We start from the raw sequence: 12,716 nt of genomic DNA, 5'->3' as shown, positions 1-12,716 counted from the left end.
ACCATGAGCCGGGCAGGTCAGCCTACATGAGCATCACGGCCACGCTCGGAGCGCGGACAGTCGCGAAACTGATGATCGGGACGATCGCGGGGCTGGTGATGTGCCACCAGCCGGCGCGGGCGGCCGAACTCGCGGCGCAGGACATCGCGCTGCTCGACCGCCTGACCTGGGGCGTCAGCGCCTCGAGCGCGGCACATCTGCAAGAGATCGGCACCGAACGCTGGCTGCAGGAGCAGCTGCATCCGGCCAACGCCGCGTTGCCGGCCGCCGTCCAAAAGCAGATCGAGGCGATGCCGGACGCGCATCGCTTCCCGTTCGACATTGCGGCCTCGTTCGACCAGCAGGGCAAATCCGCCAACCAGGTCGCCGATCCGGAGCAGCGCAAGGCGGCGCAACAGGTCTATCAGCAGGCCATGAACGACCGCGCCAGGCAGGCTGCGGCCCGCACCATCCTGCGCGCGCTCTATGCGCCGGATCAATTGCGTGAGCGCCTGACCTGGTTCTGGTTCAACCACTTCAATGTCCACCAGTACAAGGCCAACGTCCGCGTGCTGGTCGGCGACTACGAGGATCGCGCGATCCGCGCCAACGCGCTCGGCAAGTTCCGCAACCTGCTGTCGGCGACGCTGCATCATCCCGTGATGCTGCGTTATCTCGACAATGCCGACAACGCCGCCGGCCACCTCAACGAGAACTACGCCCGCGAGATCATGGAGCTGCACACCATGGGCGTCGGCTCCGGCTACACCCAGGCCGACGTCGAGGCGCTGGCGCGGATCCTCACCGGCGTCGGCATCGACTTCAAGTCGGAGGATCCGAAGCTGAAGCCGGAGCTGCAATCCCAGCTGGTCCGCGAGGGCGCGTTCGAGTTCAATCCGGCGCGCCACGATTTCGGCGACAAGACGTTCCTCGGCCATCAGATCAAGGGCCGCGGCCTTGCCGAGGTCGACGAGGCCCTCGATATCCTCTGCCGTCATCCCGCGACCGCGACGCACATCGCAAAGCAGCTTGCGACCTATTTCGTGTCGGACAATCCGGCGCCCGCGCTGGTGCAGCAGATGGCGCAGACCTTCCAGAAGACCGACGGCGATATCGCGGCCGTGATGTCGACGCTGGTTCATACACCTGAGTTTGCCGCGAGCCTGAAGGGCGGCGCCAAGTTCAAGGACCCGATGCTCTACGTGATGTCGTCGGTGCGGCTCGCCTACGACACCAAGGTCGTGCTCAACACGCTGCCGATCCAGGGTTGGCTCAACCGCCTGTCCGAGGGCCTGTTCAATCACGAGACGCCCGACGGTTATTCGATGCTGTCGGCGGCCTGGAACGGTCCCGGGCAGATGATGCTGCGTTTCGAGATCGCGCGCGCGATCGGCTCGGGATCGGCCGGGCTGTTCAAGCCGAACGAGCCCAACGCCGTCGACCAGCCGGCGTTTCCGCTGGTGATGAACGGGCTCTACTTCAGCAACATCAAGCAGACGCTGAGCCCGACCACGCTCGCCGCGCTCGACCAGGCCGTCTCGCCGCAGGACTGGAACACGCTGTTTCTGTCGTCACCCGAGTTCATGCACTGAAAGGGAGGTTCGCCAATGAACCGCCGCGAACTGATCAAGGCCTTCGCCGCTTCCGCTTCGCTCACCCTTGCCGGCAGGGTCTGGGCGGCGCCCGCGACCGACGCGCGCCTGCTCGTGGTGTTCCTGCGCGGCGCCTACGACGCCGCCAATGTCGTCGTGCCCGTCGGCAGCGAGTTCTACTACGCCTCGCGCCCGACGCTTGCGGTCGCCCGGCCCGACGCCGGCAATCCGAATGCGGCGCTGGCGCTCGACGCCGGATGGGGGCTGCATCCAAGCTTGCGCGATTCGATCTATCCGCTGTGGGCCAAGCGCGAGATTGCGTTCGTCCCGTTTGCCGGCACCAGCGACGACCTCTCGCGCAGCCATTTCGAGACCCAGGACACGATCGAGCTCGGTCAGGCCGTCGGTGGCAGCCGCGACTACCGATCCGGCTTCATGAGCCGGCTGGCGAGCGAGCTGACGCGGGTGAAGCCGATCTCCTTCACCGACCAATTACCGCTGATCTTCCGCGGCCAGAACCAGATCCCGAACATCGGCATCGCCAGCGTCAGCAAGCCGGGTGTCGACGACCGGCAGGCGCGGCTGATCCGGGAGATGTATGCCAAGGGCGATCTCGCCAATTCGGTGTCGGAAGGCTTTCGGGTCCGCGACGACGTCTACAAGTCGGTGTCCGAGGAGATGATGGCGGCCAACCGCGGCGCCGTATCGCCGCGCGGCTTCGAGCTGTCGGCGCGGCGGATCGGCCGGCTGATGCGCGAGCAGTTCAACCTCGGCTTCGTCGACGTCGGCGGCTGGGATACCCACGTCAACCAGGGCGCGGCGACCGGCTATCTCGCCGACCGTCTCGGCGAATTGGGCAGGGGCTTGGCCGGTTTTTCGGAAGAGATCGGCCCGGCGATGTGGCGCGACACCGTCGTGGTCGTGATCTCCGAATTCGGCCGCACCTTCCGTGAGAACGGCGACCGCGGCACCGATCATGGCCATGGCAGCGTGTACTGGGTGATGGGCGGCGGCATCAACGGCGGACGCATGGCCGGCGAGCAGGTCCAGGTCGCGCAGGCGACGCTGTTCCAGAACCGCGATTATCCTGTTCTGACCGACTACAAGGCGTTCTTCGCCGGCCTGATCCAGCACGTCTACGGCCTGCAGCAGGCGAGCCTCGAACGCATCTTCACCGGCATCAAGCCGAAGGATCTGAACCTGGTTTGAAGAGGCACTGCCAAAATATCGAAAACAACGCCATGCAAAGGTGCCGTCGATCGCCGGGATTCGATACGGCAACTTGACAGTCGGGCAAATCAACGACAATTTTATATTATTCAGAAATCGTGCATCGGCGGCTACATGACCGTCGAACGGCTTAGTGGTGGCCACCGCTTCAACTCTCGTTCTTGTAGACTTTGCCGTCCTTCATGATGACCTTGAAGTTCTTGGCGGGGTCGGCGACCAAATCGATATTTTCGAGCGGATTGCCGTCGACCAACAGGAGATCGGCCAGCGCGCCCTGCTCGACGACCCCGAGCTTGCCGGGATACGGATTGCGTTTGCCGGACAAAGCCAGCAATTCGGCGTTGGTCGACGTCGCCATGACCAGCGCTTCGTCAGGCGTGTACCAGCGGGTGAGTGAAGCGAGGATCGCGCCCTGCCGCTTGGCCAATGCCCCGGAGAACAGAACGTCGGTGCCCCATGCCGTCTTGATCTTATACTTTTTTGCCAGTTGATAGGTCCTGGTAATGCCGGGCCAGACTTCATCGGCCTTTGCCCGCTGCACCGATCCCATCGCCAGGCCGGTCCGCATTTCTTCGGGGAGCGGCTGCGTGCTGAGCCAAACGCCCTTGTCCGCAATCAGTTTCGCAGTCGCCTCGTCCATCAAGAAGCCGTGCTCGATGCATTTCACCCCGGCTGCGATCGACCGTTGGATCGCCGCGGGGGTGAATGCATGCACCGCGACGTAAGTCCCCCAGTTCTCGGCCGCCTCGACCGCGGCGTGCAGCTCCGTCTCCGTGAAGGTCGACACGTCGATCGGACTGAAGGGCGAGGAGACGCCGCCGCCGGCCGTTAGCTTGATCTGGGAAGCGCCCTGCATGAGTTGCTCGCGGACGCGCACGCGGACTTCGTCTGGACTGTCGGCGACCATGCTGCCTCCGACCTGTTCCATGCGCGTCAGCATGCCGCCGATCGTCCGCGGCAAATCGGATAACTGGCGGAAATCGCCGTGTCCGCTGGTCACGGTGATCATCGCGCCCGAGGGATAGATGCGCGGTCCGGCGATCAATCCCTGGTCGATGGCGTCCTTCAGGCCGAAGGTCGGGCCGCCGAGGTCGCGGATCGTCGTGAAGCCCCGCATCAATGTGTCGGTCGCCTCGACGCCGGCGGCGATGTTGTTGAACCCGACGTCGCCCATCGCCTGAACGGGATTGGTCCGGATCAGCATCGCATGCCAATGATTGTCGATCAGGCCGGGCATCAGGGTCCGCCCGTTGCCGGCAATCACGGTGCTACCAGGTTCGGCGGTGATCGGCGTCGCCGAGATTCGCTCGATGATGTTGCCTTTTACAAGCACATGTGACGGCGCCGAGAGCGAGCTGCCCTTGCCGTCGAATATGCGCACATTCTCGAACAACGTCGTGCTGATGGGCGCCGGCGGAGTGCCCTGGGCGCAGACCACGGGCGCCAGAGTGAGGGCTAGAAGCGGGAAGGTGGCACGAAAGGCTCGCAGGGATAAGGCAGCCATCGCAGATACCTCGCGGATGGAATCCAGCAGAATGCCGTGAGCGCCGCGTGTGACAGTATCGCATCTCGACGGCCGCCATTTGTGGACCGTCGCGCAGGCATGAATGCTACCAGAGCGGGTCTAACAAGTGAAGTTCAATGCGTGTACGCTCGCGCCGTCCGCTGCGACGTACGCGCTCCGACGCCAGGACGCCAATGAGTGCACCTGTCGGATTTCTGACTCGAATCGCCGACCGGCTGATTGCGATCGTCGGCTTTGTGGTGAAGGCCTTGTCTGTCACATGGGCCACGCTGGCTATCTATTATTCCAACCTGCCGTGGGCCTGGGCACGCCTAGTGCTGGCGGCGGCTTTCGCGCTATTTGCGGTATGGGCGCTGTTGCTGTCGCGGCGGCGCAGCATGTCCGCAGTGGCGGCCGTACTGTTTTTCGGCGTCGTCGGATGGTGGATCGCCATTCCCCCGTCACATGATCGCAATTGGCGCCCGGAAGTGGCCGTGATGCCGCGGGCGTTCATCGACGGCGACCGCGTGCGGTTCACCGGCGTGCGCGATTTCGACTATCGTTCGCGCAACGATTTCACAGTGCGCTACGAAGAGCGCGAGGTGCGGCTGTCGCACCTAAAAGCCATCGATTTCTACGTTTCCTATTTCATGGAAGGGCCAGTTGGGCACACGTTTCTGAGCTTCATGTTCGACAATGTGCCGCCGCTGACCATCTCGATCGAGACGCGCCCTGAGATCGGCGAAGGTTTTGCTCCCATCGCATCGATGTTCAAGCAGTTCGAGTTGATTTACGTAGTGGGCACCGAGCGCGACCTCGTTGGCGTGCGGACCAACCATCGCAGCGAGCCGACCTATCTTTATCGCCTCAATTCGTCCGCCGACGACGCACGCCGCCTGTTGCTGGTTTATCTGGAGCGCATCAACCAGCTCGCCGATCACCCCGAATTCTATCATCTGTTGACCAACAGCTGCACGATCAACATCGTACGCTACGCCAATGCCGCGGGACGCAAGGGGAGGTTCGACATCCGTCATCTGCTCAACGGCCTGATCGACAGCTACCTGTATCATTCGGGCCGGATCAACACGGACATGCCGTTCGATGAATTGCGGCAACGCTCCCTGATCAATCCAGCCGCACAGGCAGCCGACGGCGCGCCCGATTTCTCGGAGCGGATCAGGGCTTCCCTGCCGCCGCGTTGATGAAAAGCCGCTCGCGATGTGACGCAGCGTTACTTTCGCACCGCCGAGCGGGCGCTCCAATTTATGTGTACGCGCCCAGTCATTGTCTTGCCGCCAGATCCGCGATCGCCTTCATCACTGCGTTGCGGATGCCGGGGTCGTAGAGGATGTGGCCGGCGCCATCGATGATGCGGACCTCGCTGTCCGGCCAGCGCGCGGCGAGCGCGTGCGATGTCGCGGGCGGGCACAGCAGATCGTAGCGGCCCTGCACCAGAATGCCGGGAATGCCGGCGAGCTTGCCGGCCTCATCCATCAGCTGGTGCGGCCGCATGAAGCAGTTGTTGGCGAAGTAATGCGCCTCCATGAACGGCGTCGAGGGCAGGGCGCCTGATGCCTTCGTCAGGTCGAGCCGCGTCTGCTTCGGCGTGTGCTCCGACAGCGTGCGTTCGGTGTCGTGCCAGGCGCGTGCGGCCGGCGCATGCACGGCGATATCAGGATCGAGAATGCGGCGGTAATAGGCCGCAAGCGGCGCCGCGCGCTCGTCCTCGGGCAGGAAGTTGAGGAAGTCCTCGGAGAGGCCGGGATAGAAGCGCGGCAAAGCGCGCAGGAAAACGTCCTCCAGCTCTTCGCCGGTGCCGAGAAACGTCGCGCGCAGCACCAGCCCGCTGACCCGCTCGGGATGGGCTTGCGCATAGGCCAGCGCCAGCGTCGCGCCCCAGGAGCCGCCGACCACCATCCAGCGCGCGAAGCCGAAGCGTTCGCGGATCTTCTCCATGTCCGCAATCAGGTGCTTCGTCGTGTTGTTGTCGCGGCTGCCCTTCGGCCGGCTGCGGCCGCAACCGCGCTGGTCGAACAGCACGGCGTGAAAGCGCTCGGGATCGAACAGCCGGCGATGATCGGGCTGGCAGCCGCTGCCCGGGCCGCCATGCAGATAGACCGCGGGGATGCCGCCCTCGCGCCCGACGCTCTCGACGTGGAGCTCGTGGCTATCGCCGACATCGAGCCATTCCGACGTCAGCGGAGCAAACGGATCGGCGCGCTTCGTGGCCTTGCCGGCATCGGCGTCAGGCGCCATTGATTTTTTCCTGGGGGGCTTCGGTCTCCAGCGTGCCGCCGGCGAAGTTGCGGTAGAGGAAGCGGTTCTGCGTGCCGGCGGATTCCTGCTCGGCCTGCTTGAAAATTTCCTCGTGCCGCGGCGACAGCGCGCAGGCCGGGTCGGTGTTGCCGGCATCGCCAGTCAGCGCAAAGGCCTGGCAGCGGCAGCCGCCGTAGTCGATCTCGCGGAACTCGCAGCTCTTGCACGGCTCCGGCATCCAGCCGGTGCCGCGATAGCGGTTGAAGGCCTCCGAGTTCTGCCAGATCCAGGCGATCGAATGGTTCGAGCGCACCGACTCGAATTCCAGCCCGGTGATGCTCTCGGCGGCATGGCACGGCAGCACCTTTCCGGCCGGCGAGATGTTGAAGAACTGGCGGCCCCAGCCCCCCATGCATTTCTTCGGCCGCAGCGCGTAGTAATCGGGCACCACGTAGTCGATCGCGAGCGTGCCCTTCAGGCGCACTTGCGCTTCCTCGACGATGCGGCTGGTTTCCTCGATCTGCTCGATCGTCGGCATCAGTGCGGCGCGGTTCTTCAGCGCCCAGCCGTAATACTGCACGTTGGCGACTTCGAGCCGGTCGGCGTCAAGGTCGACCGCCATCTGGATGATGTCGGACAGCTGGTGCAGGTTCTGCCGGTGCATCACGGCATTCACCGTGAGCGGCATGTCGAGCTCGCGCGTCCATTTCGCGACTTCGAGCTTCTTGCGGTGCGCGTCCTTCAGGCCCGCAACGCGATCGGCAACCATGGGTTCATTGCCCTGGAAGCTGATCTGGACATGGCTGAGGCCGGCGTCGGCAAGCGCCGACAGCTTGTCCCTGGTCAGCAGCACCGCCGAAGTGATCAGGTTGGAATAGAGCCCGACATCGGTCGCGTGCTGCACCAGCTCGACGATATCCTTGCGCGCGGTCGGCTCGCCGCCGGAGAAATGAACTTGCAGCACGCCGAGCTCGGCAAGCTCGCCCAGCACCTTCTTCCATTCCTCTGACGTGAGCTCGGTCGAGCCGCGGTCGAGCTCGACCGGATTCGAGCAATACGGACATTGCAGCGGACAGCGGTGGGTGATCTCGAGCAGCACCGCGAGCGGGATGCCGTAGGTCTCGGCTGCAGAGCGCGTTTGCTCGAGCACCGCGAGCCCGTCGGTTGGGCCTGCTGTCGTTGTCTTGTTACCGGCGAGCGTGTCACTCATGCCGTACTCTCGCGCGCTTCGGTGAGAAAGCCCTTGTCGGCCAGATCCTGCAACATCGCGATCACATCGGTCGCGATCGCATCGCGTGGCGCGGCGTATTTTTCAGCGAGCTGGTCCACCATGTCAGCGACGCTGCGCACGCCGTCGCAGAGCTGCAGCACCTCGACCGCGATTTCGTCCGGCGCCAGCACGCGCTCCGGCGCCAGGATCACCCAGACCTGCCGCGTCTCGTCGAATTTCAGCCTGGTGTGGCGCGGCAGTTTCGGCCGGCTGGTCTCGCTGACGCTGATGTTGCGGCTGGCCATGTTACGTCTCTCTATGCTCTAGCTCGTCTTCGGCACGAAGGCGCCGGGCGGAATCTGGCCCTCGACATAGGCGTGATAGAGCGCGTCGAGCTGCACCCACAGCACGTTGGTCTTGAAGATCAGCGCGTTGCAGACCGCCTCGCGCTCGGCCGGCGTCCTGGCATGCTGCTTGACGTAGTCGAGCGCGAAGCCGGCGTCGCGGGGCGCCTGGGTCAGGCGGCGGCTGAAATAGCTCATGATGTCGGGGTTGACGAAGTCGTAGTGCTTCAGCATCCCGGAGATGCGCTCCTCGTGCAGGTTCGGCGCGAACAATTCGGTGAGCGAGGAGGCGATCGCCTCCAGCGGCGTGCGGTCGCGGCAGAAATGCACATAGGCTTCCACGGCGAAGCGCGTCGCCGGCAGGATGCCTTCGGTGGACTCGACATAGGCCGTGTCGAGGCCGAGGCCTTCGGTCAGCTTCAGCCAGCGTTCGATGCCGCCCTCACTGCCGAGATCGCCGTCATGGTCCTCGATGCGATGGCGCCACTCGACCCGCGTCATGCGGTCGCGAAAGCGCGTCATCACCATCGCGTCCTTCAGCGGGATCGTGCTCTGGTAGTAGTAGCGGTTCAGCGCCCAGGCCTGGACCTGGCCCTTGTTGAGCTTGCCGCCATGCAGCAAGCGGTGGAACGGGTGCAGGCTGTGATAGCGCGTTGCGCCGATCGTGCGCAGCGTCGCCTCCATCGCCTCGGCGCTATCGAGCGTGATGCCCTTGCCGATCGAGAGCGCGGTCATTCCAGAGGTAGGCACGACATTCACAGCACGATCTCCGTTCCGTCGGCGGGAATCTGCCAACCCGCCTGTTCGGCCGCCTTGCGTTCGGCCGAAGTCCCAAGCAGCGCCGGGTTGGAGTTGTTGATATGCAAAAACACTTTCCGTCCGATGTCGAGCCCGGCGAGGCTCGCGATCGCGCCCTGATCGCCCGACATCGCGATATGTCCCATGCCCTGGCCGGTCTTGTGGCTAAGCCCCGCCGCGATCAGTTCGTCGTCGCGCCACACCGTGCCGTCGAAGAACACCAGGGGCGCGCCCTTGAGCCGTGATTTCAGGTCGTCGGTCACCCGGGCGCAGGCGGCCAGGAAGTAGAAGTATTTGCCGCTCTGCTTGTCCGCAATACGCAGGCCGAGCGTATCGCCGACACCGTCGGCACCCGCCGGGTGCGCCTTGCCCTCGAGATACCACGCACCCTTGCCGGGAACCTCGAACGGCAGCACCTCGAGCCCGGACGGCGATCCGTCGGGCAGGGCCGGCTCGAAGGCCCGGTCGACAGCGATCGGCCGGCGCGCGACGTTCTTCTCGCTTAGTACGTTGAAGATGCTGTTCGCGCGCAGGATCGCCAGCACCCGCTCATGCGCGTAGATCGCAAACGGCGAGCCCTCGCGCATCGACAACAGCCCGGCGACCGCATCGATCTCGCCATTGGTGAGGATGACGCCGGCGATCGGGCTGTGGCGCAAGGCGCCGTGCTTCGGATGCAGCTCCGGCGTGGCGATCAACTGTTGACGGAGATCAGGGGACGCGTTGACCAGGAACCAGTGCGCGCCATCGCCGCTGACGGCGATCGAGGCTTGCGTGCTCTGCAATTCCGGATGGTCGCTGCGCGCCGTCCTGCAGACGGCACATCCGCAGTTCCACTGCGGAACGCCGCCACCCGCCGCGGCACCCAGGACGACGACACGAAGCATGATCCGTCCCCTGGAGACGTTTAACTCGGATCCGAAAAACCCGGACCCAGAAACGTTACGAGGTGGACCCCGGCTTTGGAACACACTCCCATGCTCGGGAGCGCGTTACGCCCGGATGTCCACCTGCGCTAAAACGCTAAACGTGTATAGGGCGCTGCCGCTTACTTGCGGGTGGCGCACATATACATGTTGATTTCCATGCCGACCGACACTTCGACGATCTTCGGTGCTTTCCAGGCCATTAGGCTCTCCTTGTTGCAACCGGACGAACTTTCCGCCCTGCAAGTTAAACTACTGCGGTTGGAAAAGTTCGCCACTTAAATTTTTGGCAAGCGGCACTGCAGAAGCGCATGCTGCACTGCGGGAAGCGAATCCGGTCCCCTCACAAATTTGTGCACGCACTTCCGGTCAAAACCCGGTGGGATCAGACCTTTTTCCTGTTGTTCGCCACACGGTGAACAGTGATCTTGGACTAAGAGACAGGGGCCACGCGGTCCTCCGAAGGTCCTGATGACGATTCCGTGCTTCCCGGTGACGGGAAGCAACTAACCGAGCCGAGTTCTGCCGATGCCACGCTATTTCTTCAATACCCGTATCGGCGATGAGCTGATCTCCGACCCCGATGGTGAAATTCTGCGGGATCCGGATCGTGCGTGGGAGATGGCGCGGGCGATGATTCGCGAACTGCTCAAGACCGAGGGGACCGACGGTGCGCTCCTCAACGCGGTGATCGAGGTGACCGACGACGAGGGCGAGATCGTGCTGGAGTTTCCATTCACCGAGGCGATTCTCGATCGCCCGGACCGCTCGATGACAAAGCACTGAGCGACACCGCCACAGAGCACACCGACACGGTCGCGTGGCCACAACCATGCGTTGGCCGATGTCAGCATGTTTCCGATTGCAATTGTCCGGACAAATTCGCAAGACTATGAACGGAAAGCCGAACCGCGCCGGCCGACGTCAATGGCGCAATCAACAACGGCTTCCACCCAGGGGAGATCATCATGAAAAAACACTCGTTCGCACCGCGCAGCCTGCTGCTCGCCGGGGCCATGCTGGGGGCGTTCACGCTCTCCGCTGCGGCGCAACAGCCGGCGGCCGCGCCGGCCGCCCAGCCGCTGCCGCCGGGCTCGCCCATGATCGGGCGTCCGGACAATGAAGCCGCCGCCAAGCTCGCGCCGGTGGCGCCGCCGCCGCTGCCGTCCGCGCCCGACAAGCTGCCGCTCGCCAAGCTCAAGGTGCCGGCCGGCTTCAATGTCGAGGTCTATGCCGCCGGCATGGCCAATGCGCGCTCGCTGGCGCTTGGCGACAAGGGCACCGTGTTCGTCGGCAGCCGGCTCGTCGACAAGGTCTATGCGATCGTCAACAAGGACGGCAAGCGCTCGGTCAAGGTGATCGCCTCCGGCCTCTACCGTCCGAACGGCGTCGCCTTCAAGGACGGCACGCTCTACATCGCCGAACTGTCGAAGGTCTCCAAGATCGACAAGATCGAGGACAATCTGGACAATCCGCCGAAGCCGACCGTCATCTACGACAAGCTGCCGAAGGACGAGGCGCATGGCTGGAAGTTCATCGCCATCGGCCCCGACAACAAGCTCTATGTCCCGGTCGGCCAGCCCGGCAACAACGTGCTGCACGACGCCGACCACGGCCAGATCCGCCGCATGAATCTCGATGGCTCCGGCGCCGAGGTCTACGCGCTCGGCGTGCGCAACTCGGTCGGCTTCGACTGGAATCCCGAGACCAAGCAGATGTACTTCACCGACAACGGCCGCGACTGGCTGTCGGAGACGGTGCCGGAAGACGAGCTCAACCGCGTCACCAAGGCGGGCGAGGATTTCGGCGCGCCTTACTGCTACCAGGGCAACATCATCGACCAGGAGCTCGGCTGGGGCAAGAACTGCAAGGACTACACGCCGCCGGTCGGCCTGATGGGTCCGCACACCGCCTCGCTCGGCATGCGCTTCTACACCGGAAGCCAGTTCCCGAAGAGCTACAAGAACGCGATCTTCGTCGCGCGCCATGGCTCCTGGAACAAGTCGCAGAAGCAGGGTGGTGACGTCGTCGTCGTCAAGCTGAACAAGGACGGCACGGTGAAGTCGATGGAGCCGTTCCTGACCGGCTTCCTCGAGGACAACAAATATGTCGGCCGCCCGGTCGACGTGATGCTGCTGAAGGATGGCTCGCTGCTCGTCTCCGACGACTGGAACGGCGCGGTCTATCGCGTCAGCTACGGCAAGCCGAAGGTCGCGAACCAGTAAGCTGAAACCAGAGATCGGGGGCAGCGTCTGCTGCCCCCGATTTTCTTTTGAACTGCACGTAAGGATGGACCGATGCGTAAGCTCGCAATCGCCGCGGCGCTGGCCGCTCTCAGCTTCTCCGCAAATGCCGAGACCATCCAGGAGCGCACAGTCGCGTGCTTTGCCTGCCATGGCGAGCATGGCACGTCGGAAACCGAGAACACGCCCTCGCTCGGCGGCCAGCAGGCGCCCTATGCGCTGATCCAGCTCTTCATGTTCCGCGAGAAGCTCAGGGTATTCGACCCGATGAACGAGATGGCGAAGTCGATGACCGACGACGATTTGCGCAGCTTCTCGGATTTCATCGCCACCTTGCCGAAGCCTGTGCCGCCCGCGGATGCCGGCGATCCGGCGCGGATGGCGCGTGGCCAGGCGCTGGCGCAGCAGAACCGCTGCAACAGCTGCCACAACACCGATTTTTCGGGCAAGGACAACGTCCCCCGGATCGCCAACCAGCGCGAGGATTACCTCGCCAAGACGCTGGCCGAATACAAGGACAACAGCCGCCACGGCTACGACGCCACCATGGCGGACGTGATGCAGACGGTCACCAAGGAGCAGATCGGCGACCTTGCCTATTACATCGCGCATGTCCGCTGAAACATCAGGC

Annotated in this window: 13 protein-coding genes; 6 read left to right on the top strand and 7 right to left on the bottom strand. The window is 64.0% G+C overall.

From position 1 onward, the window contains the following. Nucleotides 1-26: 26 nt before the first annotated feature. Nucleotides 27-1,571 carry a DUF1800 domain-containing protein gene (locus HU230_RS23155; RefSeq protein ID WP_420840797.1) on the top strand — a complete coding sequence of 515 codons (1,545 nt, stop codon included), beginning with the start codon at nucleotides 27-29 and terminating at the stop codon, nucleotides 1,569-1,571. A gap of 15 nt (nucleotides 1,572-1,586) precedes the next feature. Next, on the top strand, nucleotides 1,587-2,780 hold the full coding sequence (locus HU230_RS23150; protein WP_176529704.1) for a DUF1501 domain-containing protein: 1,194 nt from the start codon (nucleotides 1,587-1,589) through the stop codon (nucleotides 2,778-2,780). A gap of 169 nt (nucleotides 2,781-2,949) precedes the next feature. Here HU230_RS23150 and HU230_RS23145 read toward each other — a convergent pair whose 3' ends face one another. After that, on the bottom strand, nucleotides 2,950-4,305 hold the full coding sequence (locus HU230_RS23145) for a metal-dependent hydrolase family protein (RefSeq protein WP_176529705.1): 1,356 nt from the start codon (nucleotides 4,303-4,305) through the stop codon (nucleotides 2,950-2,952). A 194-nt stretch (nucleotides 4,306-4,499) separates the two neighbouring features. Between HU230_RS23145 and HU230_RS23140 the strand changes: the two genes are divergently transcribed. Continuing rightward, nucleotides 4,500-5,510: an Lnb N-terminal periplasmic domain-containing protein gene (locus tag HU230_RS23140; protein ID WP_092116131.1), complete on the top strand. Its 1,011-nt coding sequence runs from the start codon at nucleotides 4,500-4,502 to the stop codon at nucleotides 5,508-5,510. A gap of 79 nt (nucleotides 5,511-5,589) precedes the next feature. Here the strand turns inward: HU230_RS23140 and pip are convergent, their stop codons facing one another. The 6 genes from pip to pqqA all read right to left on the bottom strand — a co-directional run bounded on the left by pip (nucleotide 5,590) and on the right by pqqA (nucleotide 10,045). Then, nucleotides 5,590-6,564 (bottom strand): prolyl aminopeptidase, encoded by a 975-nt coding sequence (pip, locus tag HU230_RS23135; RefSeq protein ID WP_176529706.1) that lies wholly within the window; start codon nucleotides 6,562-6,564, stop codon nucleotides 5,590-5,592. Then, entirely contained in the window at nucleotides 6,554-7,774 is a 1,221-nt protein-coding gene (gene pqqE, locus HU230_RS23130; RefSeq protein WP_176529707.1) for a pyrroloquinoline quinone biosynthesis protein PqqE, read from the bottom strand. Before pqqE ends, pip begins: the two co-directional genes overlap by 11 nt. Further along, on the bottom strand, nucleotides 7,771-8,079 hold the full coding sequence (gene pqqD / locus HU230_RS23125) for a pyrroloquinoline quinone biosynthesis peptide chaperone PqqD (RefSeq protein WP_176529708.1): 309 nt from the start codon (nucleotides 8,077-8,079) through the stop codon (nucleotides 7,771-7,773). The genes pqqE and pqqD overlap by 4 nt, the downstream gene beginning before the upstream one ends. 18 nt (nucleotides 8,080-8,097) lie before the next feature. Next, on the bottom strand, nucleotides 8,098-8,853 hold the full coding sequence (gene pqqC, locus HU230_RS23120; protein ID WP_176534908.1) for a pyrroloquinoline-quinone synthase PqqC: 756 nt from the start codon (nucleotides 8,851-8,853) through the stop codon (nucleotides 8,098-8,100). A 20-nt stretch (nucleotides 8,854-8,873) separates the two neighbouring features. Further along, nucleotides 8,874-9,803, bottom strand: coding sequence for a pyrroloquinoline quinone biosynthesis protein PqqB (gene pqqB, locus HU230_RS23115; protein ID WP_176529709.1), 930 nt, complete (start codon nucleotides 9,801-9,803; stop codon nucleotides 8,874-8,876). A gap of 161 nt (nucleotides 9,804-9,964) precedes the next feature. Next, a complete protein-coding gene (pqqA, locus tag HU230_RS23110) occupies nucleotides 9,965-10,045 on the bottom strand; it encodes a pyrroloquinoline quinone precursor peptide PqqA (RefSeq protein ID WP_035635412.1) in 81 nt (26 codons plus the stop codon). A 325-nt stretch (nucleotides 10,046-10,370) separates the two neighbouring features. Between pqqA and HU230_RS23105 the strand changes: the two genes are divergently transcribed. The 3 genes from HU230_RS23105 (at nucleotide 10,371) to HU230_RS23095 (ending at nucleotide 12,706) form a co-directional block, all read left to right on the top strand. Continuing rightward, a complete protein-coding gene (locus HU230_RS23105; RefSeq protein WP_176529710.1) occupies nucleotides 10,371-10,628 on the top strand; it encodes a DUF6894 family protein in 258 nt (85 codons plus the stop codon). A 182-nt stretch (nucleotides 10,629-10,810) separates the two neighbouring features. After that, entirely contained in the window at nucleotides 10,811-12,067 is a 1,257-nt protein-coding gene (locus tag HU230_RS23100; protein WP_176529711.1) for a PQQ-dependent sugar dehydrogenase, read from the top strand. A gap of 72 nt (nucleotides 12,068-12,139) precedes the next feature. After that, nucleotides 12,140-12,706: a c-type cytochrome gene (locus HU230_RS23095; RefSeq protein WP_176529712.1), complete on the top strand. Its 567-nt coding sequence runs from the start codon at nucleotides 12,140-12,142 to the stop codon at nucleotides 12,704-12,706. Nucleotides 12,707-12,716 lie beyond the last annotated feature (10 nt).

The sequence above is a fragment of the Bradyrhizobium quebecense genome, assembly GCF_013373795.3.
Lineage (GTDB): Bacteria > Pseudomonadota > Alphaproteobacteria > Rhizobiales > Xanthobacteraceae > Bradyrhizobium > Bradyrhizobium quebecense.
The sequence above is the reverse complement of the archived record's forward strand: the minus strand, read 5'-3'. Positions and strand labels throughout refer to the sequence as shown.

What these genes read in the sequence shown, in the direction of transcription:
- HU230_RS23155 (WP_420840797.1), top strand. Translation starts at nt 27, where the DNA reads ATGAGCATCACGGCCACGCTCGGAGCGCGGACAGTCGCGAAACTGATG.
- HU230_RS23150 (WP_176529704.1), top strand. Translation starts at nt 1,587, where the DNA reads ATGAACCGCCGCGAACTGATCAAGGCCTTCGCCGCTTCCGCTTCGCTC.
- HU230_RS23145 (WP_176529705.1), bottom strand. Translation starts at nt 4,305, where the DNA reads ATGGCTGCCTTATCCCTGCGAGCCTTTCGTGCCACCTTCCCGCTTCTA.
- HU230_RS23140 (WP_092116131.1), top strand. Translation starts at nt 4,500, where the DNA reads ATGAGTGCACCTGTCGGATTTCTGACTCGAATCGCCGACCGGCTGATT.
- pip (WP_176529706.1), bottom strand. Translation starts at nt 6,564, where the DNA reads ATGGCGCCTGACGCCGATGCCGGCAAGGCCACGAAGCGCGCCGATCCG.
- pqqE (WP_176529707.1), bottom strand. Translation starts at nt 7,774, where the DNA reads ATGAGTGACACGCTCGCCGGTAACAAGACAACGACAGCAGGCCCAACC.
- pqqD (WP_176529708.1), bottom strand. Translation starts at nt 8,079, where the DNA reads ATGGCCAGCCGCAACATCAGCGTCAGCGAGACCAGCCGGCCGAAACTG.
- pqqC (WP_176534908.1), bottom strand. Translation starts at nt 8,853, where the DNA reads ATGACCGCGCTCTCGATCGGCAAGGGCATCACGCTCGATAGCGCCGAG.
- pqqB (WP_176529709.1), bottom strand. Translation starts at nt 9,803, where the DNA reads ATGCTTCGTGTCGTCGTCCTGGGTGCCGCGGCGGGTGGCGGCGTTCCG.
- pqqA (WP_035635412.1), bottom strand. Translation starts at nt 10,045, where the DNA reads ATGGCCTGGAAAGCACCGAAGATCGTCGAAGTGTCGGTCGGCATGGAA.
- HU230_RS23105 (WP_176529710.1), top strand. Translation starts at nt 10,371, where the DNA reads ATGCCACGCTATTTCTTCAATACCCGTATCGGCGATGAGCTGATCTCC.
- HU230_RS23100 (WP_176529711.1), top strand. Translation starts at nt 10,811, where the DNA reads ATGAAAAAACACTCGTTCGCACCGCGCAGCCTGCTGCTCGCCGGGGCC.
- HU230_RS23095 (WP_176529712.1), top strand. Translation starts at nt 12,140, where the DNA reads ATGCGTAAGCTCGCAATCGCCGCGGCGCTGGCCGCTCTCAGCTTCTCC.